Origin of the sequence: Shewanella sp. SG41-3 (assembly GCF_014164545.1) — a bacterium.
GTDB classification, from domain to species: Bacteria; Pseudomonadota; Gammaproteobacteria; order Enterobacterales; family Shewanellaceae; genus Shewanella; species Shewanella vesiculosa.
On sequence record NZ_JACJFJ010000001.1, the window covers coordinates 257,291 to 280,163 of the forward strand.

The 22,873-nt window shown below is 40.4% G+C and carries 23 protein-coding genes and 1 other annotated feature; of the genes, 16 read left to right on the plus strand and 7 right to left on the minus strand.

Going from position 1 to position 22,873, the window contains the following annotated elements:
* Nucleotides 1-42 precede the first annotated feature (42 nt).
* From recO to H5164_RS01180, 4 genes are all read left to right on the plus strand, one after another.
* Entirely contained in the window at nt 43-756 is a 714-nt protein-coding gene (gene recO, locus H5164_RS01165) for a DNA repair protein RecO (RefSeq protein ID WP_182754771.1), read from the plus strand.
* Nucleotides 757-866: 110 nt separating this feature from the next.
* Nucleotides 867-1,604: a pyridoxine 5'-phosphate synthase gene (pdxJ, locus tag H5164_RS01170; RefSeq protein WP_124017113.1), complete on the plus strand. Its 738-nt coding sequence runs from the start codon at nt 867-869 to the stop codon at nt 1,602-1,604.
* On the plus strand, nt 1,604-1,984 hold the full coding sequence (gene acpS / locus H5164_RS01175) for a holo-ACP synthase (RefSeq protein WP_124017114.1): 381 nt from the start codon (nt 1,604-1,606) through the stop codon (nt 1,982-1,984). The genes pdxJ and acpS overlap by 1 nt, the downstream gene beginning before the upstream one ends.
* Nucleotides 1,985-2,098: 114 nt before the next feature.
* Nucleotides 2,099-2,620: a DUF962 domain-containing protein gene (locus H5164_RS01180; RefSeq protein WP_182722527.1), complete on the plus strand. Its 522-nt coding sequence runs from the start codon at nt 2,099-2,101 to the stop codon at nt 2,618-2,620.
* 60 nt (nt 2,621-2,680) lie between these two features.
* On the opposite strand, the gene H5164_RS01185 is transcribed toward H5164_RS01180, so the two are convergent.
* Both H5164_RS01185 and H5164_RS01190 read right to left on the minus strand, forming a co-directional pair.
* Nucleotides 2,681-3,961, minus strand: coding sequence for an HlyC/CorC family transporter (locus H5164_RS01185; protein WP_182754364.1), 1,281 nt, complete (start codon nt 3,959-3,961; stop codon nt 2,681-2,683).
* A gap of 153 nt (nt 3,962-4,114) precedes the next feature.
* Nucleotides 4,115-4,903 (minus strand): inner membrane protein YpjD, encoded by a 789-nt coding sequence (locus H5164_RS01190; protein WP_124017117.1) that lies wholly within the window; start codon nt 4,901-4,903, stop codon nt 4,115-4,117.
* Nucleotides 4,904-5,186: 283 nt separating this feature from the next.
* Between H5164_RS01190 and ffh the strand changes: the two genes are divergently transcribed.
* The 8 genes from ffh (at nt 5,187) to H5164_RS01230 (ending at nt 12,000) form a co-directional block, all read left to right on the plus strand.
* Entirely contained in the window at nt 5,187-6,560 is a 1,374-nt protein-coding gene (gene ffh / locus H5164_RS01195) for a signal recognition particle protein (RefSeq protein ID WP_124017118.1), read from the plus strand.
* Between the two features lie 229 nt (nt 6,561-6,789).
* On the plus strand, nt 6,790-7,041 hold the full coding sequence (gene rpsP / locus H5164_RS01200; RefSeq protein WP_124017119.1) for a 30S ribosomal protein S16: 252 nt from the start codon (nt 6,790-6,792) through the stop codon (nt 7,039-7,041).
* A gap of 21 nt (nt 7,042-7,062) precedes the next feature.
* On the plus strand, nt 7,063-7,593 hold the full coding sequence (rimM, locus tag H5164_RS01205) for a ribosome maturation factor RimM (RefSeq protein ID WP_124017120.1): 531 nt from the start codon (nt 7,063-7,065) through the stop codon (nt 7,591-7,593).
* 15 nt (nt 7,594-7,608) lie between these two features.
* Nucleotides 7,609-8,355 carry a tRNA (guanosine(37)-N1)-methyltransferase TrmD gene (trmD, locus tag H5164_RS01210; RefSeq protein ID WP_124017121.1) on the plus strand — a complete coding sequence of 249 codons (747 nt, stop codon included), beginning with the start codon at nt 7,609-7,611 and terminating at the stop codon, nt 8,353-8,355.
* 33 nt (nt 8,356-8,388) lie between these two features.
* A complete protein-coding gene (gene rplS, locus H5164_RS01215) occupies nt 8,389-8,742 on the plus strand; it encodes a 50S ribosomal protein L19 (protein WP_011638365.1) in 354 nt (117 codons plus the stop codon).
* Between the two features lie 377 nt (nt 8,743-9,119).
* Nucleotides 9,120-10,211 (plus strand): 3-deoxy-7-phosphoheptulonate synthase, encoded by a 1,092-nt coding sequence (locus H5164_RS01220; RefSeq protein WP_124017122.1) that lies wholly within the window; start codon nt 9,120-9,122, stop codon nt 10,209-10,211.
* An 11-nt stretch (nt 10,212-10,222) separates the two neighbouring features.
* On the plus strand, nt 10,223-11,362 hold the full coding sequence (gene tyrA, locus H5164_RS01225; RefSeq protein ID WP_124017123.1) for a bifunctional chorismate mutase/prephenate dehydrogenase: 1,140 nt from the start codon (nt 10,223-10,225) through the stop codon (nt 11,360-11,362).
* Between the two features lie 293 nt (nt 11,363-11,655).
* Complete coding sequence (locus tag H5164_RS01230; protein WP_124017124.1) at nt 11,656-12,000, plus strand: hypothetical protein; 345 nt, start codon at nt 11,656-11,658, stop codon at nt 11,998-12,000.
* 119 nt (nt 12,001-12,119) lie between these two features.
* On the opposite strand, the gene pheA is transcribed toward H5164_RS01230, so the two are convergent.
* Nucleotides 12,120-14,066, minus strand: a complete 1,947-nt coding sequence (gene pheA / locus H5164_RS01235; protein ID WP_182754368.1) for a prephenate dehydratase — start codon at nt 14,064-14,066, stop codon at nt 12,120-12,122.
* Between the two features lie 58 nt (nt 14,067-14,124).
* Nucleotides 14,125-14,246 (minus strand) — a sequence feature (Phe leader region).
* Nucleotides 14,247-14,370: 124 nt separating this feature from the next.
* Entirely contained in the window at nt 14,371-14,724 is a 354-nt protein-coding gene (hpf, locus tag H5164_RS01240; RefSeq protein ID WP_124017126.1) for a ribosome hibernation-promoting factor, HPF/YfiA family, read from the minus strand.
* Between the two features lie 394 nt (nt 14,725-15,118).
* Here hpf and H5164_RS01245 point away from each other — a divergent pair, with 394 nt between their 5' ends.
* A complete protein-coding gene (locus tag H5164_RS01245) occupies nt 15,119-15,784 on the plus strand; it encodes a cytochrome b/b6 domain-containing protein (protein WP_182754371.1) in 666 nt (221 codons plus the stop codon).
* Between the two features lie 401 nt (nt 15,785-16,185).
* On the opposite strand, the gene H5164_RS01250 is transcribed toward H5164_RS01245, so the two are convergent.
* Nucleotides 16,186-16,635, minus strand: a complete 450-nt coding sequence (locus H5164_RS01250; protein WP_124017128.1) for a cytochrome c — start codon at nt 16,633-16,635, stop codon at nt 16,186-16,188.
* Between the two features lie 266 nt (nt 16,636-16,901).
* Between H5164_RS01250 and trpR the strand changes: the two genes are divergently transcribed.
* A complete protein-coding gene (trpR, locus tag H5164_RS01255) occupies nt 16,902-17,180 on the plus strand; it encodes a trp operon repressor (protein WP_124017129.1) in 279 nt (92 codons plus the stop codon).
* Nucleotides 17,181-17,477: 297 nt separating this feature from the next.
* Here trpR and H5164_RS01260 read toward each other — a convergent pair whose 3' ends face one another.
* On the minus strand, nt 17,478-17,855 hold the full coding sequence (locus H5164_RS01260; RefSeq protein ID WP_124017130.1) for a hypothetical protein: 378 nt from the start codon (nt 17,853-17,855) through the stop codon (nt 17,478-17,480).
* Nucleotides 17,856-18,124: 269 nt separating this feature from the next.
* Entirely contained in the window at nt 18,125-18,691 is a 567-nt protein-coding gene (gene slyD / locus H5164_RS01265; protein WP_124017131.1) for a peptidylprolyl isomerase, read from the minus strand.
* 727 nt (nt 18,692-19,418) lie between these two features.
* Between slyD and thrA the strand changes: the two genes are divergently transcribed.
* Nucleotides 19,419-21,887, plus strand: a complete 2,469-nt coding sequence (thrA, locus tag H5164_RS01270; RefSeq protein ID WP_182754374.1) for a bifunctional aspartate kinase/homoserine dehydrogenase I — start codon at nt 19,419-19,421, stop codon at nt 21,885-21,887.
* Nucleotides 21,884-22,843: a homoserine kinase gene (gene thrB, locus H5164_RS01275; protein ID WP_182754377.1), complete on the plus strand. Its 960-nt coding sequence runs from the start codon at nt 21,884-21,886 to the stop codon at nt 22,841-22,843. The genes thrA and thrB overlap by 4 nt, the downstream gene beginning before the upstream one ends.
* Nucleotides 22,844-22,873 lie beyond the last annotated feature (30 nt).

A 22,873-nucleotide genomic window follows, 5' to 3' on the forward strand; every position in this document is an offset into this window, starting at 1 on the left:
GATTTTAGCGTTATTGATTATTAGTGTATAGACATGGCCACTATGAAACGTGGCTATGTGCTTCATCATCGACAATTTCGCGAATCGAGCGTGATTGTTAATTTGCTGATTGAGGGCGAAGGGCGCGTTGATGCCATCACTCGAGTTGGCTCGGGTAAACGGTCGATTAAAAGCATATTACAACCTTTTCAACCACTCATAATCCAGTTTAGCACCAAATCTGAGTCCAAAAATTTAGGGTTAAAAAACATTACCCAAATTGAGTCTGCTGCGCCCGCGATGCCCTTAAGCGGTAATAGTCTTTATTCAGGTTTCTATTTAAATGAATTATTAGTTCGTCTATTGTCCGTGGAGCACCAAGCTGAAGGGATATTTTTAGATTACCACCGCGCATTACTCGCATTAGCTAAACAGTTTTGCTCAAGTCACCTGCGTTATTTCGAAATGGCACTGTTATTAGAGTTAGGTGCGCTGCCTTCTCTTGCCTACGATACACAAGGTGATTTACTCGATGAAAATTGTCACTATCGATTTATTGCCCAGAGTGGCTTTATACCTATTTTAACAAACCAAGAGAGTCATTTTACTCATGGCAAAGGCAGTTTATCGGGGACCATGTTGCTAGCGTTGGCATCGCAAGAGTTACAACCTGAGCAGTTTAATCAAGCCAAAGGATTAATGCGTTATTTACTTACGCCATTATTGGGTAATAAACCGTTATTAAGCAGACAGTTATTCACTAAAAAAACGGATTAGTATAATGTTTTTTTAGATTTAATACGTGAACCAAGCACGGTCTGAACCGTATATAAAGCTTGGTAAGCATAAGTCATTATTGTGTTATTTATTACGTTAAGGAGCTCGATGTGAGCGGAATACTATTAGGCATTAACATCGATCATATCGCGACATTGCGCCAAGCTCGCGGTACTCATTACCCCGATCCTGTTCACGCAGCGGCAGTAGCAGAACATGCTGGCGCCGATGGGATCACCATACATTTACGTGAAGATCGTCGCCATATTCAAGACCGCGATGTGTATTTATTGGCAAAAACATTGAAGACCAGAATGAACTTCGAGTTTGCCGTCACTGAAGAAATGATTGCCATCGCTTGTGATATAAAACCAGCTTATGCCTGTTTAGTCCCAGAGAAACGCGAAGAGCTCACAACTGAAGGTGGCCTTGATGTTGCTGGTCAGTTAGAGAAGATCCGCTCAGCCGTCACTCGTTTGGCTGCAGAAGGTATTAAAGTGTCATTGTTTATTGATGCCGACAAAACGCAAATTGATGCAGCAGTTTTATCCGGCGCACCTTACATTGAGATCCATACCGGTTGTTATGCTGATGCCATCACTGATGCTGAGCAGGCTGACGAGTTAGCGCGTATTACTGAAATGGCACAATATGCTCACAGTAAAGGTTTAGTGGTTAATGCGGGACACGGTTTGCATTATCACAATGTTAAGGCCATCGCGGCTATTCCTGAGCTTTATGAGCTTAATATAGGTCATGCTGTGATTGCCAGAGCCGCTATTGATGGTTTAGATACTGCCGTTAGAGATATGAAGCAACTCATGCTTGCAGGCCGCAGAGGCGAGTAATGGCAATTGTTGGTATCGGCACAGATATTGTAGAGATTGCCCGCATCGGTGAGCAACGACAGCGCCTTGGTGATAGATTAGCCAAAAGAGTGCTTACAGAGTCTGAGCTTGCGACTTACTTGCAATCAAAGCAGCCTGAGCGATTTCTAGCGAAACGTTTTGCAGCCAAAGAAGCCGCTGCCAAAGCGTTAGGTACCGGAATAGGCAGAGGAGTGTCGTTTCAACATATTCATATCGATAATGATGCTAACGGTGCGCCTTTAATCCGCTTTACTGATGGTGCATTAGCAAGACTAGAACAGTTAAGCGGTCGCTGTGGGTTTATCAGTATTGCCGATGAACAACATTATGCAGTAGCCACTGTGGTATTAGAAAGTTGATGTCACAACATTAAATGATTTATCAAAGGCGCATTAGCGCCTTTTTTTGTGGTCTTTTAAAATCGGCCTAATTGGAGTAAATTAACAAGATAACAACAATTAAAGAGACTTAAAATGAAATCTGCAGTAGAACAACTTTCAACTTACAAAAGTGTGCATTTAAATCCGCAAAATATTAAAACCCACTTTATTGGCGTTCCGATGATTATTTGGTCAGCATTTTTAATGCTGGGGACCATTCGTTTTGACTGGCAAGATTACCAAATCAGTGTAGCGATGATATTAACAGTGTTGGTGTTGGGCTATTACATGGCGCTTCACATGCGACTGGCGCTTGGTTTAGTGTTATTTATTCTGCCTGTGCTATACACCAGTGAGCAGGTTGTTCATACTTCACACCCGTTTATTATTGCTATCAGTATTTTTGTTATCGGCTGGGTGATGCAGTTTATTGGCCATCATTATGAAAAGGCTAAGCCTGCTTTTATGGATGATCTTAATCAACTTCTGATAGGGCCATTTTTTTTAATGGCAGAGTTATATTTTATGATGGGTTTAGAAAAAGACTTAGCGGCACAAATCACTCCCATTGCACGTGAAAAGCGCCGAGCATTAGAAGCTAAACTTTCCAACTAATGTGGATGAATTAATGGTCATAAAAAAGGCGCTATTAGCGCCTTTTTTATCGATTGGAGTTTAATCGGTATCTTCAATTAACTCTAAATTAGTCGGTAACACTCTGACAGTCTTAATCATGTTATCCGCCACATCGATGACTTCTATTTGGTAATCAACGATACGCAAACTGGTGTTTACAGCAGGGATATCTTCAAGAAACTCAATGATTAAACCGTTTAATGTTTTAGGACCATCTATGGGTAGGTTCCATTTCATTTCTTTATTCAGGTCTCGAATGTTAATCGTGGCATCAATTAAGAAACTACCATCTTGCTGAATATTAATGTCTTCACTGGCAGTGGTCATCATTGAGGTGGTGAAATCGCCAACAATCTCTTCCAGAATATCTTCTAATGTGACTAATCCCTGAATATCACCATACTCATCAACAACTAAGCCAATACGCTCTTTATTTTGTTGGAAATTAGTCAACTGGACGTTTAGTGGTGTGCCCTCTGGAATGAAGTACAACTCTTTTACTGCGCGTAATAATGATGATTTACTGAATTGCTGTTTTGATTGCAAGCGTAATGCATCACGCAAATGGATGAAGCCAACGGCATCATCAATGTTATCGCGATACACCAATACTCTAGTATGAGGACTCTGAACCACGAGCTTATTAATTAATCTGAAATCATCATTAACGTTAATTGCGTAAATATCTGAACGTGAAATCATGATGTCTTCGACTGTGACTTTTTCTAAATCCAAAATTGACAGTAACATCTCTTGGTGACGCTGTGGGATTAAGGCTCCGGCTTCATGAACAACAGTGCGCAGCTCTTCTTGGCTTAATGCATCACTTGTTTTGACGGTTTTGATGCCCATCAAGCGTAAAAACAGCGACGTAATTAAATTGATTGCTTTAACAAAAGGCGACAATAAAATTAATAGCCAACCTAATAAAATACTAGATGGGAAGGCAATGCGCTCAGGATGTAAGGCGGCAAATGTTTTAGGAGTAACTTCAGCAAACACTAACACCACAATGGTGAGTACACCTGTAGCAATCGCAACACCCATATCACCAAACAAGCGCATACCAATAATAGTGGCAATGGCTGAGGCAAGGATGTTGACCAGGTTATTACCGATAAGGATAAGCCCAATAAGCCTATCAGGGCGATCGAGTAACTTTAAGGCTCGTATAGCGCCTTTATGGTCATTGGATGCAAGGTGTCGTAAGCGGTATCGGTTGAGGCTCATCATTGCGGTTTCTGAACCTGAAAAATAAGCAGAAATCACGATTAAAACCAAAAGGAAAATAAGGAGTGCGCTGGTAGATATAGCGTCCAAAAAAGGGGCCCCATGAAGTAGTGTGAAATTGGCCTAAAGGCCAAATTGTCATTAATTTAACGGCCATTATTTATTATTGGCCGTTAGAGTCAAGTTATCTCGGTTATTTTTAAATTGTATAGATTAGGCTATACACGTTAAAAATAATTAAAATTAGTTTAATATCAATTCCTTAACAATCCTTGCACCAAAATATGCAAGTGAAAGTAAACTCGCGCCAGATAAGCTGTAAATCACTGCGGTGCGGATCCTACAGCCGACAGTATATTGTTGCCACAACATAACAGCGTAAACCACCCAAGCGATTATTGATAATATGGCCTTGTGCCCTTTACCGTCACCGAACATATCTTCTAAAAAGATAAAGCCAGTTACCAGCGATAAACTCAGTAAAATAAATCCAATAATGATTAGATGATAAAGCTGTTTTTCTACCGTCATTAATGGCGGCATAGCAGGGCTCATCATCATCTGTTTTTTCTTCAGTTTATTCTGGATGAATAACAGTTGAATGGCGTACATAGCCGCTATCATCAATGCGCTGTAGGCCATTAATGATAATACTACATGCGCTAGGAGCTCCGGGTGTATTTCAAAGTGAGTAATAAACTGCGGTGGCACTAACCATAGAAGTGCTACAGAGATAATTGAACAGGCATACACAACGGGTACAACAATGATGACTTTAAGTCGAGGCATTGTGATGGTGAACGTTAATGCAATGATCCAGTTAACCAAGGAGATCACATTAGTTAAACTAAAGTTTTGTCCATCGACGGTAAACACTGCATTCGAAAGCGCAAACCCGTGCATGATGACGGCAATACCAGAAGCCACCATAACGGCCTTACGATTAGGCCCTTCAACATGAAAAAGTCGGCTCGTTACTAAAACCAATGCTAAACAATAAAAAAGCATGGCTGCCGCGGAAAAAATAACCATTTAGAATCAACCTATCTTAGTCGTTAATGCTGAAAAAACTGCGCCTGAGTAATGAACAATACTATTAAAGCATGACCTTTTCATTATTTGTATTAGATTAACATGATCACGGCCTAACATGGCAGTGACCTAAGACCCAAAATTTAACAGTTTCATCGCGTTTTCGATAATTATTTTGTACAAAATTGGCTAGTGTTTGAGTTCTTCTCGTTGCAAGTATCGTAATTTAGAGTGGCTTGGGTATAATGGGCGCAATTATTGTTATGCTTAAAAGAGCCGCTCAATGTTTGAGAATTTATCTGACAGACTGTCACGCACACTAAAAAATATTAGTGGCCGTGGTCGCTTAACAGAAGACAACATTAAAGAAACTCTGCGTGAAGTGCGTATGGCGCTGCTTGAGGCGGATGTCGCTTTACCTGTTGTTAGAGACTTCGTTAACAGCGTAAAAGAACGCGCTGTGGGTCAAGAGGTGTCAAAAAGCTTAAGCCCAGGGCAAGCTTTTATCAAAATTGTTCAAAACGAACTTGAAAAAGCCATGGGCGAGGCGAATGAAGCCCTCGATCTCGCGGCCATTCCTCCAGCTGTAATCATGATGGCGGGTCTTCAAGGCGCAGGTAAAACGACCTCGGTTGCCAAATTAGGTAAGTTTTTACGCACACGCCATAAAAAATCGGTACTTGTGGTCAGTGCGGATGTTTATCGTCCTGCGGCAATCAAACAACTTGAAACATTAGCTACTGAAGTCGACGTTGAATTCTTTCCGTCTGATGTGAGCCAAAAGCCAGTTGATATTGCTAAAGCAGCAATCACTTATGCAAAATTAAAATTCATTGATGTGGTCATTGTCGATACAGCAGGTCGTCTGCATGTTGATGAAGCCATGATGGATGAAATCAAGCAGCTGCATGCTACTGTAAACCCAATCGAGACATTATTTGTCGTCGATGCCATGACAGGGCAAGATGCGGCCAACACGGCTAAAGCATTTAATGAAGCTTTGCCTTTAACGGGGGTTATCTTAACCAAAGTTGACGGTGATGCTCGCGGTGGTGCTGCTTTATCTATCCGCAGTATTACCGGTAAGCCGATTAAGTTTTTAGGTGTTGGTGAAAAAACCGATGCATTAGAGCCTTTCCACCCAGACAGAATTGCTTCGCGTATTCTCGGTATGGGTGACGTATTGTCATTAATTGAAGAAGTTGAACGCGGTGTCGATAAAGACAAAGCGATGAAACTGGCTTCAAAAGTAAAATCAGGTGGCAGTTTCGACCTAGAAGATTTTCGTGAGCAATTACAGCAAATGAAAAACATGGGTGGAATGATGAACATGCTTGAGAAGCTTCCTGGTGTGGGTCAATTACCACCAGAAGCATTAGCTCAGGTTCAAGACGGTAAGATGACTGGACAAATGGAAGCCATCATAAATTCGATGACCGCCAAAGAGCGTAAAAACCCAGATTTGATTAAAGGGTCGCGTAAACGTAGAATCGCTGGCGGTTCTGGGACTCAAATTCAAGATGTAAACCGCTTATTAAAGCAATTTACCCAAATGCAGAAAATGATGAAAAAGATGTCTGCAAAAGGTGGAATGAAGAAGATGATGCGTGGAATGGGTGGAATGTTACCGCCTGGAATGAAGTTTCCGGGTCGATAATATAAGCATCTTTCGAGTGCTAAATTAGTTAATTTTAAATTCAATCAGTTGGTTAGGTTATATTTTTGACTTTATTACAACAAAACGGGTGAGCTAAAAATCATCAGTTTTGGTTGCATTAGTTCAAAAGTCAGGTAAAATCTTCCGGCTTTCTTTCTGGGACTCTTTGCGAACACGGAGTTCCAGTTTTTATTTTTGCTTCTAGCAAATCATTAGAGGAATAAAACGCATGGTTACCATTCGTTTAGCTCGTGGCGGCGCAAAAAAGCGTCCATTTTACAATATCGTTGTTGCTGATAGCCGCAATGCTCGTGACGGTCGTTTCATCGAACGTGTAGGTTTTTTCAATCCATTGGCTCGTGGCCAAGAAGAAACATTACGTTTAGATCTTGATCGTGTTGAGCACTGGGTTGCTACTGGCGCTGCAACATCTGACCGTGTTGCAAAACTGATCAAAGACGCGCGTAAAGCTGTTGCTTAATTGCGTATAAGGTATAGATAGATGAGTAGTAACCAAGAGCTAGTTGTACTGGGAAAGTTAGGCTCCAGTCATGGTATTAAAGGTTGGCTAAAAATCACTTCCTATACCGATTCTGTTGAAGGTATTTTCGATTATTCGCCTTGGCTTATAAAAGAACAAGGCGTTTGGCGTGAAGTTAAGGTTGCTCAGTGGCGTTTTCAAGGTAAAGCTGTTGTGGCTGAACTTGAGGGTGTTGCTACCAGAGAAGATGCGCAAATGCTCACAAATTGTGAGATTGCTATCAAGTCTGAGCAAATGAAAGAATTGGATGACAGTGAATTCTATCATCGTGATCTTATCGGCTGCGAAGTGACCAATATAAACGGCTATAACATGGGTATTGTTGAACAGATCGTGGAAACAGGATCAAACGATGTACTACTAGTTAAAGCTAATGCCAAAGATGCCTTCGGCAAAGCGGAACGTATGATCCCCTTTGTCCCTGAGCAGTTCATCAAACAGGTGGATTTGCAAGGGAAACAGATTTTAGTGGATTGGGATCCTGACTTCTAAGTCGAGGTACAACATATGTGGTTAGGGGTAATAACCCTGTTTCCAGAGATGTTTCGTGCTGTTACAGACTTTGGGGTTACGGGTCGAGCCGTGAAAAACGGCCTGCTTGAGTTGCAAACGTGGAATCCTCGTGATTTCACCCATGATAAACACAATACTGTAGACGATCGCCCTTATGGTGGTGGACCAGGTATGTTGATGATGGTGCAACCTTTGCGTGATGCTATCCATGCGGCAAAAGCTGCTGCAGGTGATAGGGCAAAAGTGATTTATCTGTCTCCTCAGGGACGCAAGCTGGATCAGCAAGGCGTTACTGAGTTAGCTAAATCAGAGAGTTTGATTTTAGTGTGTGGTCGATACGAAGGTGTTGATGAGCGCATTATTCAAACTGAAGTAGATGAAGAATGGTCTATCGGTGATTACGTACTTTCGGGTGGCGAGTTACCGGCAATGACATTAATCGATTCAGTGGCTCGTTTAGTACCTGGTGTACTTGGCAAGCAAGCGTCAGCAGAGCAAGATTCTTTCTCTGATGGCCTACTGGATTGTCCTCATTATACTCGCCCTGAACAATTGGATGGTCTTGACGTACCCGCAGTGCTGTTAAGCGGTGACCACGAAAAAATTAGACTCTGGCGTTTACAACAAAGTATCGGAAGAACTTTTTTGAGACGGCCAGAATTATTTGAAAATCTAGCTCTGACTGACGAACAATCGACTTTATTAGCGCAGTTCGTGAATGAAACGGACAAGTCCGCATAGTCAACGCTCAGTTATTACTAGGATGGAGTAATTATGAACAACATCATTAAAATGCTCAACGATGAGCAAATGAAAACAGATGTACCTGATTTTGGTGCTGGTGATACAGTAGTAGTTCAAGTACGTGTTAAAGAAGGTGAAAAAGAGCGTCTTCAGGCTTTTGAAGGTTTGGTCATCGCTAAGCGTAACCGTGGTCTGCATTCAGCATTCACAGTACGTAAAATCTCTAATGGTGAAGGTGTTGAGCGTGCTTTCCAGACGCATAGCCCGTTAATTGCTAGCATCGAAGTTAAGCGTCGCGGTCGTGTACGTCGTGCTAAACTGTACTATTTACGTGAGCGTTCAGGTAAGTCTGCACGTATCCGTGAAAAATTGGCAACTAAGTAATAGTTACCGATACAGAATAAAGATGCAGTGTTCGCACAACAACCCGCCGAAAGGCGGGTTTTTGTTTGTAGCGCTTTAAAAAAGTAAAGCTCAAAAACAGTTCCGGGTTAGCGATAAGAGTGACCTAACCATAATAAGATATAAGCGGATCCCGTAATTAATGTCGTTTAGATGTATCGTTTTGTATAAAAAATCATCGATTAAATGATTTTTAACTTTTTGTATAAATAACCCTTGCCCTAATGCCATGGCACAGGCATAGTTGCTTTTAACTTGTAATGGTGTAGCGTTACAGTGTTACTGAGTTTAGCCATCAGATATCTAGAATATTAATCTATTAGTGACCTTAGGTCTGTCGTCAAAAGAGAGTGATAAGTATGCAACAAGATACCATTAATAATGTGCACATTAGTTCAGAGCAAGTGCTAGTCACTCCTGCAGAGTTAAAGCAAGAACTACCATTATCAACTCATGCTTATCAATATATCCTTAATGCACGCAAGCAAGTATCAGATATTGTTCATAAACGGGATAATCGCGTGCTTGTGGTCACTGGACCTTGTTCTATTCATGATATTGCAGCAGCAAAAGAGTATGCATTAAAACTTAAAAAGTTACATGATGAGCTCAGCGATGACTTTTACATTTTAATGCGAGTTTATTTCGAAAAGCCTCGTACAACAGTGGGCTGGAAGGGCTTGATTAACGATCCTGACATGGATGAGTCATTTGATGTAGAGAAAGGTCTTAGAATGGCTCGTGAGCTGATGATTTGGCTTGCTGAGCTTGAACTACCCATTGCTACTGAGGCACTTGATCCAATAAGCCCGCAGTATATGTCTGAGTTAGTTACTTGGTCTGCTATTGGCGCAAGAACCACTGAATCTCAGACTCATCGTGAAATGGCTTCAGGTCTATCAATGCCTGTTGGTTTTAAAAATGGTACCGATGGCAAATTGGAGGTGGCTATTAATGCACTGAAATCTGCTGCTAGTAGTCATCGCTTTATGGGGATTAACCAAGAGGGCCAAGTGTCATTACTACAAACTGCTGGTAACCCTGATGGTCATATTATTTTACGTGGTGGCTTATCACCTAATTATGACGCGCACAGTGTTGCTGAAAGTGAGGCTCAAATTCATAAAGCCAAGCTCAGTGCTCGGTTAGTTATTGACTGTAGTCACGGTAATTCATCAAAAGATCATTTACGTCAAAAAAACGTTTGTGAAGATGTATTTAATCAAATTGAAGCAGGTAATAAATCTATCATCGGTGTTATGCTTGAAAGTAACCTCAATCAAGGTAATCAGAGTTCAGATAAACCCTTAGCAGAGCTAAAATATGGTGTTTCTGTTACTGACGCCTGCATTGACTGGGAAACCACTGAAACTATTTTAAGACAAGGCGCTAACCAGTTGTCTGTAGTGTTACCAACACGTTTTGATTCGCTGCAGGTCGTCAACGGTTAATGGATAAACAGATGAATGAAAAAACCACAGCAGGCCTAGAGCATCTTCGTGATTTAATTGATGGCGTTGATCAACAATTACTGCATTTATTACGTAAACGCCTTGATTTAGTTGCACAAGTTGGCGCAGTAAAACATGCCGCTGGTGTGCCTATTTATGCTCCACAACGTGAAGCCTCCATGTTAGCAAAGCGGCGAAATGAAGCGCAAAGCATGAACATTTCACCACAGTTAATTGAAGATATATTACGCCGGCTTATGCGTGAATCTTATTTAAATGAGAAAGATGTTGGTTTCAAGCAGGTTAAACAAGATCTGGGTCATGTGGTGATAGTCGGTGGTCAGGGCAAACTTGGACAGCTATTTAGCCAGATGTTAGTTCTTTCTGGTTATGAAGTTAAAAGTATCGATAAAAATGATTGGCAAGAGGCCGCAGCTATTTTCTCTGGGGCTGGACTGGTGATTGTTACCGTGCCTATAAATGTGACTTGCGAGGTTATTCGCGAAAAATTAACTCAGTTACCTGACAATTGTATTTTAGCTGATCTTACTTCAATTAAAGAAGAGCCCGTAGCGGCAATGTTAGCAGCCCATAGTGGTCCTGTGGTCGGTCTACATCCGATGTTTGGCCCTGATGTTGGCAGTCTTGCCAAACAAGTGGTGGTAGTGTGCCATGGTCGTCATCAAGAGGCCTACCAATGGTTGCTACAGCAGATTGAGATTTGGGGGGCTCGTATTGTCGAAGCTGAAGCCGAACGTCATGATAAAGCCATGCAACTAGTGCAAGCTATGCGTCACTTTTCAACCTTTGTATATGGTGTCAACCTGTGTAAAGAAGAAGCTGATATTGGAAATCTACTGCAATTTAGCTCACCTATTTATCGCTTAGAGTTGGCCATGGTTGGACGTTTATTTGCTCAAGATCCTGAGCTTTATGCCGATATCATATTTGCACAAGCTGGTAGTCAACATGCGATAAGTGATTATCTTGATAATTATCGTGATGCATTAACCATGTTGCAAACCGGAAATAGACAAGCCTTTGTTGAGCAATTTCAGCGAGTGGCGAAATGGTTTGGTGATTTTGCTCCTCAGTTCCAACACGAAAGTCGCGCCATGTTGCAATCTGTTAACGATATGAAAAGCAGTTAACTTGTATTTGGGGTACTAAACCGTTTTCAAATTTGTTTTACCCCATCATTATTGTTGTATTGAACAGTAGAAAACAAACAGATGCAGTGGTGTAGGGTTCGGTAAAATCACTTACTTTTATTTCTTTACTGTCTTTTTGTATTCCGAGTCGAAGTGAATTGCTGTTAAATGAAGCATTATTAATTAATCTAAATATTGCGAAATAGTGACACAAAGCTTATGTTTAAATAGCACTGTAGTGTAATAAAACCGTGTTAGCTCAGTAAACGTAGTTGCATTTGGAGGATAACCCTATGTCGATGATGCCATCGAATACACTGCCTATTCAACAGGTTGAAGATAATTCCTTAGGGCATTTTCTTTATGGTTTAATGAGTGCCTTTCCATTGTTTTTTGTTCCCGTATTATTGAGCCTTTGGTTTAATTTGATCCAGAAAAATATTAATCCAGATTCTGTGCTAGGTAGCCATTTACGCTGGCAACGCATGAGTATAATCGGCCTGTGTCCATTTTTTATTGCCGGTTATTGGTTAAGTCCATTATGGTTAAGTTTACCAATGTACATCCTAGGTGTTAGTTGGTTTAGTTATCGTATTTTCAAAGGCTGGATCAGTCTTAATGATGGTCTTGCAGTTTAAGTAAAAGAAGCGACTAGTGAAGCAAAATGCCGAGATAATATCTCGGCATTTTTATTGTCTTGAGTGAAGGTCGGCTCACGATAAAATAGTTTGATAACCTTTAACTCATAGTAGATGTTTTATTTTATCTGGTATAAGTCGTGGAGCAACTCAGCATATGACAACTGCGTTTGATGGATAATAATGATGCCATCGGCTTTTAGCTGTTTTACGGCAATCGCATTAGTGCTCAGCAGTGCAGCATTACTGCTAAAACAAGTATTAACAATAACGGGTAAATGACTGCGTAGTTTAACTTCAACTAGCCCCGCTAAATCGAGGCTTAATTGCTCAGGATGAGTAAAACTTCGCACTCCTGACTCACATAGGCCTAATTGTTGATTACCGTGGCTAAGGACCGTATCGGCGGCTTGTAGCCAATCGTCAACACTAGCCATGGTATTTCGCTCTAATATCACCGGCAAATTGACTGAACCAATTAAGGTTAACATGTCGGTGTTATACATTTGTTTACCGCTCAAAATCAACATGTCTGCTAATTGGCTTGCGATACTAAACTCTTGTTCATGATCTACTTGCATTATGCATACTAAACCGGCTTGCTCAATCACTTGTGCATGCTGTTTTAGCTCTTGTTCATTCAGTTGTTGCTTTAAATCGTTGAGCAAAATAGCTTGAAAACCTGATTCTTTGATAATCTTAGCTTGGGTGGCTAGTTCGGTATTATCTATCGGCAAATTAATTTGCTGTAATGCGCTAAACTGTCCGGCACCTATTTGTAAATGTTGACAAAATAACTGAGTGTCTTGTGATTTATAGTCGCGTGAATGCTTTGCTTGGCTATTGGGTAAAGACTTGATTAGTTGTTGTTTTGAACTGCCTGGTTCAATCAATAGCTGGGCTTGCGATAGCTGGGTTGGTTTAACCGTTTCACAGGGGTAGCAGCCTAATACTTTAATAAAACGGGTAAGGCGTTCTAGCTCTTTAATCGCTTGTTGAACTTCTGCTGTGGCTAAGTTGCCATCTATGTCGAGATAAAACATCTCTTCCCATGGCGTTCCTGGAATAGGGCGAGATTCTAATTTGCTCATATTCAAGTTATGCGCTTTAAGAACCAGTAATGCCTCTACCAATGCACCAGGCTTTTGTCCTGTAGCCATGATTAAGGTTGTTTTAGCGGGTAATTGAGACGGTACTGCAGAGGCTTTGCGGGCGACAACGATAAACCGACTTTGGTTAATCTTTTGGTTTGCTAAACCTTGTTCCATTGCAATCAGTTGATATAAGGCTCCGCCTTCTGCACTGCCTATTGCAGCGACAGTGTTACTCTTCGCTTCGATAACTTTTGTCATTGCCTCAGCACTACTGGAGCAATATTCAAGTTTAATATTAGGATGCTGGCTTAAATAACGACTACATTGGCTAATTGGCTGCGGATGCGCATAGATAGTTTCTATATCAGCTAGCTTACTGTCAGGTTTCGTGAGTAAACAGTGACTGACTTCAATGGTTGTTTCGCCGACAATCGATAGTGTTGTATGTTGCAGCACGTCATACACTTCATTGATAGATCCGGAAGAGGTATTTTCAATCGGCAGAAAGCCGTAATCAGCATGACCAGATTCGACGGCATTAACAATGTCATCAAAACTTTTACAGCCAAAATCGAGCATTTCTACTTGGCGACGAGAACAGTAACGGCTAGCTGCTAAGTATGAATAAGAGCCTCTCGCTCCTAAATAAGCCACAGTATATTGTTGTTTTTGAGTGTCTGGATTTGCTCTGCCGTGAAGATAGGTTTGTTGAAATAACACTGAGTCTTCAATAATACTTTGATAAAGGGAGATGACAAAGTGAGCATCAAGACCTTGTTCTCGACCTTGTAGCACGAGTCTTTCGAGCAGTTCTTTTTCTCTTTGAGTGTCTCGTATTGGCCTAACATCAATTTCTTTGCTGCGAGCTACATTTAAGCTTAATTGGCGGCGTTTAGATAATAACTCTAATAGCGCTTTATCAAGAGCAGTGATCTGTTCGCGAGTTTGACTTAACGCGGGTGGTTTTTGCATATAGACCTCAATATAACGCTACATACTGATGTATTGATTCATACAGCAGTGCTTATAAGACAAAAAAGCCTCCCATTTGGGAGGCTTTAGAATTTTCATTTTCGTTTTTACACAGAAAATCCGCCTCCAAGGGTGGGCTGAATAAAAAAGAAAATAAAAAGGCTGAATATATTTTTGTTCATGGGTTAAAACTAAAGCCCTAGCAGACTGCTGTCAATGTAATTTTATTCATTAATACAGACTTGCGTTAATTACAGACAAAAGAAAGCGCACCCGAGGGTGCGCTGGTGAGAGATAAATAACATCAAGCTGCGTTTTCCTCCTTATAGACATACTCAAATTCGCTTTCTGTGTCATTTGGTAATGATACATGGCGTTGAGCCTGGGGTTTATGGGTCAGGCGATTTAGCTGTTTTTCCAGCTTTTGTCCCATTGCAGTTATCGCTGCGTATAGGTTTTCACTTTTTGCCTGGGCGAATAAATCTCCACTAGGTAATCCAACTGATGCCTCTATTTTAAACAACTGCTTTTCTTGATTGATAATAATGTGCGGATTAATTAATTGAATATCATGTCGACTTAATTTTTCTAATCGTCCTTCGATACGTTCACGGATAAGGGCAGTGACTTCAAGTTGTTTGCTAGTGATTTTCAGCATATTTAGAACCTTCTTGTTGTTTGCTTAACTCCAGATTACCAAGATTAACCATAAGTATTGTGATCTTGATCACGTTTTAGATGGCAAAAAACATCGAACACAGCTTATTTGATCTCTTAGACATTTTTCAATAAAAAGCATTAAAATCTACTTGTGGTACGGTATAAATTGCGCCATATTTGAATAGATAAGTTGATGATATATTATTTATTTTGCTGGTATTTTAAACAAAACAGCCAAGCATCTGCCCTCAATCTCCGTAATCTGCTCAAAATGCTTATTTTGCTGAGCAAATATTTCCCACATTAAACACAATACTCTTAATGATGTGATTTAATTCATTTTTGATTGGCTTATAATCGACTTATAAGCAAATTTATAAGGGCTGTTATTAGTGAGTATAGAACAACAAAAAATAAAGGTATGGGATTTTCCAACCCGTTTTTTTCATTGGGCCATGGTGTCTTTAGTTGGCGGATTATGGTGGACAGCTGAAATAGGAGAAATGCAGTGGCATCAGATACTAGCGTACCTGTTGATGACACTGATTATATTTAGATTAATTTGGGGCTTTATAGGAAGCGATACCGCTAAGTTTACACATTTTTTTGTTGCACCTAAAAAAGTTATTGCTTACGCAAAAGCACAGCCCAAACCCAAGTCGATAGGCCATAATCCACTAGGTGGGTATATGGTCATTTTATTGTTAAGCATCATTATGCTGCAATTAATTAGCGGATTATTTGCTACCGATGATATCTTTACCGAAGGTCCATTGACGTATCTTGTATCGTCAGATACAGCAGGATGGTTAACTTGGTTACATAAAACCAATTTCAATATTATTTTAGCTATGGCCGCGATTCACATCATTGCGGTAGTTGTCCATGTCGCTAAAGGTGACAATATACTTAAAGCAATGTTTAGTGGTTATAAACTGGCTAGCAAGCAGATAACCCCACCTCGTTTACGTTCGCCTTGGATAGCGTTAATTATCGTATTAGCCATATTTGTCTGTGTATGGTGGTGGTTGCTTGAACCTGTAGTCAGTTATTTATAAATTTATATTAGGGTTTGTTGATTTTTAATTTTTTGCTGTGAATTGTTGGTTTGTAGTTGAAGTTGTCAGTGATTAAGCTGGGAGCTTTGTTGTGTCGTTATTTGACATGAAAAGCCAATACCCTAGTAGATATGACCAATAAACATTGCCCTAAGGTGTAGGTTAAAAGCGTGTTATTCTGTGTTGAGTGAAATGCTGCTTAGATTGCTAGGTAGTGTTCCACTCGCTTGATTATCTCACGTTTATCTCGAACGAAATCGAACCAAAAACTCATCGAACACTCGTTAATCAGCAATAAAAAAGCCCATGTGCATGGGCTTTACTCTTTTGGGTTACAGGTCTGAACGACTTATTGCTTGCTTAAACTAATCGATTTAAATCTTGTTCAGCTCCAGGTAACTTTAGTCTTTTTTGTAAACGTCGTGACAACCTTTACAACTTTTACCAGTGTTAGCAAAAGCTTGTTTAATACTGTTCTCATTACTTGTTTTAGCAGCAATAGCTAACGCTGCGGCATTATCTTGGAATGCAGTCATTTTGCTATCAAAGTCAGCCTTATCTTGCCAAATTTTTGCAAGAGCTTCAGTATCGCCTTTATCAGAACCGTCAATAAAACCTTCATGTGGTAGTTTTGATAGTGCGGCAACATTATCTGCACGAGAACTAAACACCGCTGCATCAAAAGGTTTTTTACCTTTTAGCATCGCGCCCATATCACCAAAGTTATAAGCAATTAAGCCGAAAGCAGCTTGACGGTATTCAATGGCATCAGCTGTTTCTTTGAAATTATTCGCAAATACTGCTGGAATCATCATTGCGGTAACCGCAACTGTTAGTAATATCTTTTTCATCGTTATCCTTCACTTTTTGTTGATGGTACCGGTTCCATAGCACTAATACTCATTAGTCATACTTAATATTAAGCTAGCGTGTTCTAACGTTTGCCACTTAGCCAAATATTTAGCGCTAAGTTTCAGTGTATTAGTCTTTATTCTACACAATTTTATTATCATTTTGCGATATGTTTTATTACATGTTTATCAACGGCTGTTTTGCTAATTTGCGTAGTTCCTTGATACACTTGTAATGTCTAGGCATTACTATAAAGAGAAATACAATGCGTGCCAATTGGAATTTAGTGGTAGAAAAAATTTTAACTCATGCTAACGAAGATGATTTATCTGTGTTGTTTCAATTATTATTAACGGAAGAAGAGCGCAGCGCTGTTTCTGGGCGTTTACAGGTATTTCAAACCTTATTGGCGGGGAAATTAAGTCAAAGACAAATCGCAGCAGAGCATCAGGTCAGTATTGCAACCATTACGCGTTGTTCAAATTATTTGAAAAATATGTCCGTAAAACAAAGAGATTCAGTCAAAAAATTAATTTTAGACTAGTTTATTTTGATAGAAATATTCTTTATTAATCATATTATCAGAGCTTTTTTGTTATCGATAACAGATAGCATTGCTGTTCAATGGTTATTCATATCATTAATTTTAGAATTACCAAATTGACCAGCACAAATAAATAGTCTCATTAATTTACTGTGCCTAGTTGGGGGAGGATCACAGCTCATTGGTATTCGAATAGCTTTCATTATCTTGAATGTGCTTAGCTCAGATTATAACGAGATAACTAATTTCTCGCCCCAATTGAGCTGTTCTATTTTATCCAGTATTTACCAATACAGCTTATTGACTGATGCTTCTCGGGAGTCTGTGGTGACGATAGCTTGAGCGTCTCAAGATTAGGTAAACACCATAAGTGATTAAACACAACGCAAACAGTGTGCTGGAGTCTCTAGGGTAAAAGCGATAAAGGCTCACAGCGGTTAACACATAGATAAATGGCATCAATCCATAGAGTGTTTCAGGGATTAAGCCTGATTTTCTCTTACGTTTAGCATCAGTGCGACGGTTTTTGGACCTCAAGTTATAGATATGTGCACCATACAAATACACAACAACAGAGGCAATCAGGGCATAGTTGGGTTCAAGCAAAAAAATACTGACACAGCCTATAACCATGTAAGAGAAAGGTAATAATTCGTATAGCGGTTTAATTAACATAAGCACTCCGTCGCTACGTATTAATTATTATATTTATTGTCAACTAGTTAGGATCGCACTCCAAATAATCCATAAAGGGAGTCGCAATAAATCTAACTAATTGATGCGAGTAAATTAATGCTAGTAATCTAGTTAGTGTAACCTAAATAAAAAGGCACTGACTAGTTAATAGACAATGCCTTGAGGTTTTTCAATCTTTCTACTGACAAATAGACTTTAAACATAACACCAGATAAGGTCTATTGATCAAATAATTTATGCGTGACGAATTAACGACAGCCGCAACCGCCATTACCATCACAGCCAGGTTTTTCTGAACCACATGATTCATGATCGTGGTCATGTCCGTGCTCATGGCTGCCACAACCGCCTTCAGCATGGATATGACCATGAGAAAGTTCTTCAGCTGTCGCTTCTCTTACTGCAATGACTTCAACACTAAAATGCAGTGACTGACCTGCTAATGGATGATTTCCATCAACAACAATAACATCGTCTTTGACTTCAATCACTTGAACTGGGCGTTGGCCCATTTCAGTTTCAGCGATAAAACGCATACCCGGAACAATGTCTTCGACATCACCAAATGCACTGACAGGAACTTCTTGCTTTAAGCCAGGATGATATTCGCCATAAGCCTGTTCAGCAGGGATTTTCGCCTCGATAGTTTCACCGACAGTTTTACCTTCTAAAACTGATTCAAGTCCAGGAATTAAATTTTCAGTACCATGTAAGTAAACCATAGGCTCACTTTCAAATGAACTTTCAACTAATAAACCTTGCTCATCAGATAAGCGGTAATGAATAGTGACCGCCGCATGTTTTGTAATTTTCATATCGCCTCCAATTGTGATGTGTGCATGATAGCGTATTTTGCTATCAAGCTGCGATGGCTAACATCAGTTTTTGCTTATTCAATCACAGCTTTTTGTATTTTGTCTTATGCTGCAGGTTTAATTACCTGAATCCTGAAAATAAATCAGTATGTTTGTCATAGCGTTGCAAAGGCTTCTCGTTTACTTTTCTGGTATCTCTATCGACAGTCGACTATCAGGGATTTAATCATTTTGTTAATTATATAGTACTGTATTTATTATGTTTTATTGTTTTTGTCTTTTCTGTTGACGTTTACGTTAAGGTGGAAAATCGCTATTGATTATCGTTACCAGTGGTGACTTGTAACGTTATGAAACCTCTTTACTCAGAAAATCAACTTAGCCTAAAAAATAACTTGTAAATAAACTGTAAGCAGGGGTTGACAACCTTAGGTAAAAAAAGTGATTCTGTTAGCCAAGGAAAATCAGATTGTTGAATCTGATTCAATAATTATCAGCAGTTAACATTTATTATAAAAAGAGAATCATCAAATGTTTACCCTCATGCTCGTTGTAATTACTACCATTACAACCACCACTATTACCATAGTGGGGGCGGGCTGATTACACCCTAAAAGATTTGTACAACAAGCCCGCTTCTAACATCTGAAGCGGGCTTTTTTGTTTTAATTCTAATCATTTGGTTTTAATTTAATGTTGTCACTCTATTAGTGACATGGAGATTGACATGAAAGTAATGAAATTTGGTGGAACATCACTGGCGAATTGGCCTCGTTTTTCTATGGCGGCAGACATTATTGCTGATACTGCATTAACGGAATCTGTTGCGACTGTACTTTCTGCTCCTGCCACTGTGACCAATGCGCTTTTAGAAATGGTCGATATTGCCGTTAATCAGCAAGATTACCAGCCAGTACTAGACCATATTAGTTCAGTCTATAGTGGACTCTTTTCAGATGCCGCAGCATCACTGATCACGTCTTCTCAGCATCAGTTGCTGGTTGAAAAACTAGCCGTACAAATGCAAGTTTGGCAAGACAAACTGTATGGGATTAAATTACTAGGTGAATGCCCTGATAGTGTTCGCGCTGAAATCGTAGTCACAGGTGAACGATTGTCGGCGGCATTAATGGAGCAAGTGATGTTGGCAAAAGGCATCACTTCAGCACAACTTGATCCTGTTGCGCTATTTTTAGCTCACGGACAGCCGTTGGAGTCTGTGGTTGATATCGCAGTCAGTAAACTACGCTTTGCTTTACTTAAGCTTGAACAATGTCGCGTATGGGTTATGCCTGGTTTTACTGCTGCAGATGCTCATGGCAAAGTGGTGACATTAGGTCGTAATGGTTCTGATTACTCCGCTGCTGTGCTGGCGGCCTGTTTAGATGCCTCAAGTTGTGAGATTTGGACTGACGTTGATGGGGTTTATAATACTGACCCACGAGTAGTTGCTGATGCAAAATTATTATCACAATTAAGCTATCAAGAGGCGATGGAATTATCTTATTTTGGTGCCAAAGTGTTGCACCCTAAAACTATTGCACCGATTGCTCAGTATCATATCCCTTGTTATATCAAAAACAGTTTTAATCCATCAGCCCCTGGCACGTTAGTGTCTAATGACGATGATAAAACTGGTTTACAAGTTAAAGCGATTTCAAACCTTGATAACCAAACCATGTTTAATGTTTCTGGTCCTGGTATGAAAGGCATGGTTGGTATGGCAAGCCGAACATTAGCGGTTATTTCTCGCAGTGGTATTTCAGTATCTCTAATTACTCAAAGCTCATCTGAGTACAGTATCAGTTTCTGTGTAGCCACTTCAGATGCCAATAAAGCGAAATGGGCATTAGAGCAAGAGTTTGAACTAGAAATTAAGAGTGAATTACTTGAACCAATAGAGTTACGTCATGACCTGTCGATTGTGTCTCTGATCGGCGATGGCATGAAAACCCACAAGGGAGTCGCGGCTAAGTTTTTTACTGCGTTAGCTAAAGCCAGTGTCAATATTGTTGCTATTGCGCAAGGTTCATCAGAGCGTTCTATTTCAACGGTTATCCAACAGAAGAAAACTAAACATGCCATTGGCGCATGTCATCAAGCCTTTTTTGATGTACAGCAGTATCTCGATGTATTTTTAGTTGGCAGCGGTAATGTGGGGGCGGGTTTATTAGAACAAATTAAGCAACAAGGCTCGATGCTAAAAGATCAGCACATTAGCATTCGTGTTTGTGGCATTGCTAACTCTCGTCAGATGATATTAAACAGTGAAGGTTTTGATCTTAATGAATGGCAATCATTATTGGCCGAAAAAGGTCAACCATATGATTTAGCTAAGTTGCTGCAGTGGGGTCAAGAACAACAATTGCTTAACCCTGTGTTGGTTGATTGTACTTCGAGCGAGTTAGTGTCAGATCGTTATCTTGATGTCATGAATGCCGGCTTCCATGTCGTGACACCCAATAAAAAGTCTAATACTCGTGATTATGCTTACTATCAAGAGCTGCGTAAAACAGCGTTAACTCAGCGCCGTCAATTTTTATATGAAACCACGGTTGGTGCTGGTTTACCTGTCATCGATAACCTGAAAAAGCTCATGTACGCGGGAGATAAACTACATAAATTTAACGGTATTTTATCTGGGTCGTTATCGTATATCTTTGGTATGTTAGATGAAGGTATGAGCTTATCGCAAGCAACAGCCATTGCTCGTGATAAGTGTTTTACTGAACCCGATCCTCGCGATGATCTCAGCGGTATGGACGTTGCGCGTAAGGTATTAATTTTAGCCCGTGAAGTCGGTCTACCTTTAGAGCTTGAGGACATTCATGTCGAGTCGGTATTGCCTGTAGGTTTTGATGACTCTGGTGATGTAAATCAATTTATGGCTAATCTGCCTTCATTAGATGCAGAAATATCAGCCCGAGTCGCAGCAGCAAAAGCCGAAGGTAAAGTACTGCGTTATGTTGGCCAAATCGATGAAGGCCAATGCCATGTCAGAATTATTGAAGTGGATGCAACTAATCCGCTTTATAGTGTTAAAGGTGGCGAGAATGCCCTAGCATTTTATAGCCGTTATTATCAGCCGATCCCGTTCGTGTTAAGAGGTTATGGTGCAGGAACTGAAGTGACAGCAGCTGGCGCCTTTGCAGACGTGCTAAGAACCCTAAATTGGACTCGTGAGGTTGGGTTATGAAGCAAACGTTAAAGGTAAGCCAAGACACGCTTACGGTTTATGCGCCAGCATCAATGGGCAACGTGGGGGTGGGATTTGATTTGCTTGGTGCAGCCTTAGCGCCAATCGATGGATCGTTACTGGGTGATAGGGTAATGATTAGTAGTGCGGTTAGTGGCATCAGTTATAGTCAGGTGGGTGAATGGGCGCATAAGCTACCCGCTGACGGCAAAGACAATATCGTTTATCAATGTGCGGAGTTCTTTTTAGATAAATTACAAAGACATGATGGAGTAACTATCTGCCTAGAAAAAAACCTTCCTGTAGGCAGTGGCTTAGGCTCAAGTGCAAGCTCTGTTGTTGCCGCATTATATGCTCTAAATGAACATTTTGGACTGCCGTTTGACCAGCAAGCTTTGTTAGCTTTGATGGGCGAATTTGAAGGTAAAATATCGGGTAGTGTGCATTACGACAATGTGGCACCTTGCTATTTAGGAGGCATGCAATTGATGCTTAACTCTGATAAGCAAGCATGTGCAACCATCCCGAGCTTTGACAATTGGTATTGGGTGGTCGCGTATCCTGGTATCTCGTTATCGACTGCCAAAATGCGCGCATTACTACCTCAACAATATGATAAATCGGTTGCGATTGATTTTGGTCGATACTTGAGTGCTTTTGTTCACGCAAGTTATCGGCAAGATGCAGCACTAGCGATTGAAATGCTAAAAGATGTTTTAGCTGAGCCTTATCGTGCCGCGGCGATTCCAGGTTATACGGATGCTCGGGCAGCATTAACTGACTTAGGCATGCTCACAACAGGTATCTCTGGCAGTGGTCCAACACTGTTTAGTGTAACTGACGATTTAGCCACTGCAGAAAAAGCCAAAGTTTGGTTAATGGAGCATTATATCTCTGAGCCAGGTGGCTTTGCTCATATTTGTAAATTAGATCAACTCGGCACGCGCTGCGTGTAACGTTTAATTTTTCGCATTATTTATATTGAA

Excerpts from the sequence above, each read along its gene's own strand:
- trmD (WP_124017121.1), top strand. The coding sequence starts at position 7,609 with ATGTGGTTAGGGGTAATAACCCTGTTTCCAGAGATGTTTCGTGCTGTT.
- rplS (WP_011638365.1), top strand. The coding sequence starts at position 8,389 with ATGAACAACATCATTAAAATGCTCAACGATGAGCAAATGAAAACAGAT.
- hpf (WP_124017126.1), bottom strand. The coding sequence starts at position 14,724 with ATGCTGAAAATCACTAGCAAACAACTTGAAGTCACTGCCCTTATCCGT.
- tyrA (WP_124017123.1), top strand. The coding sequence starts at position 10,223 with ATGAATGAAAAAACCACAGCAGGCCTAGAGCATCTTCGTGATTTAATT.
- trpR (WP_124017129.1), top strand. The coding sequence starts at position 16,902 with ATGCGTGCCAATTGGAATTTAGTGGTAGAAAAAATTTTAACTCATGCT.
- H5164_RS01190 (WP_124017117.1), bottom strand. The coding sequence starts at position 4,903 with ATGGTTATTTTTTCCGCGGCAGCCATGCTTTTTTATTGTTTAGCATTG.
- rimM (WP_124017120.1), top strand. The coding sequence starts at position 7,063 with ATGAGTAGTAACCAAGAGCTAGTTGTACTGGGAAAGTTAGGCTCCAGT.
- thrB (WP_182754377.1), top strand. The coding sequence starts at position 21,884 with ATGAAGCAAACGTTAAAGGTAAGCCAAGACACGCTTACGGTTTATGCG.
- recO (WP_182754771.1), top strand. The coding sequence starts at position 43 with ATGAAACGTGGCTATGTGCTTCATCATCGACAATTTCGCGAATCGAGC.
- ffh (WP_124017118.1), top strand. The coding sequence starts at position 5,187 with ATGTTTGAGAATTTATCTGACAGACTGTCACGCACACTAAAAAATATT.
- H5164_RS01220 (WP_124017122.1), top strand. The coding sequence starts at position 9,120 with ATGCAACAAGATACCATTAATAATGTGCACATTAGTTCAGAGCAAGTG.
- thrA (WP_182754374.1), top strand. The coding sequence starts at position 19,419 with ATGAAAGTAATGAAATTTGGTGGAACATCACTGGCGAATTGGCCTCGT.
- acpS (WP_124017114.1), top strand. The coding sequence starts at position 1,604 with ATGGCAATTGTTGGTATCGGCACAGATATTGTAGAGATTGCCCGCATC.
- H5164_RS01180 (WP_182722527.1), top strand. The coding sequence starts at position 2,099 with ATGAAATCTGCAGTAGAACAACTTTCAACTTACAAAAGTGTGCATTTA.
- H5164_RS01260 (WP_124017130.1), bottom strand. The coding sequence starts at position 17,855 with ATGTTAATTAAACCGCTATACGAATTATTACCTTTCTCTTACATGGTT.
- H5164_RS01250 (WP_124017128.1), bottom strand. The coding sequence starts at position 16,635 with ATGAAAAAGATATTACTAACAGTTGCGGTTACCGCAATGATGATTCCA.
- H5164_RS01230 (WP_124017124.1), top strand. The coding sequence starts at position 11,656 with ATGTCGATGATGCCATCGAATACACTGCCTATTCAACAGGTTGAAGAT.
- rpsP (WP_124017119.1), top strand. The coding sequence starts at position 6,790 with ATGGTTACCATTCGTTTAGCTCGTGGCGGCGCAAAAAAGCGTCCATTT.
- slyD (WP_124017131.1), bottom strand. The coding sequence starts at position 18,691 with ATGAAAATTACAAAACATGCGGCGGTCACTATTCATTACCGCTTATCT.
- pheA (WP_182754368.1), bottom strand. The coding sequence starts at position 14,066 with ATGCAAAAACCACCCGCGTTAAGTCAAACTCGCGAACAGATCACTGCT.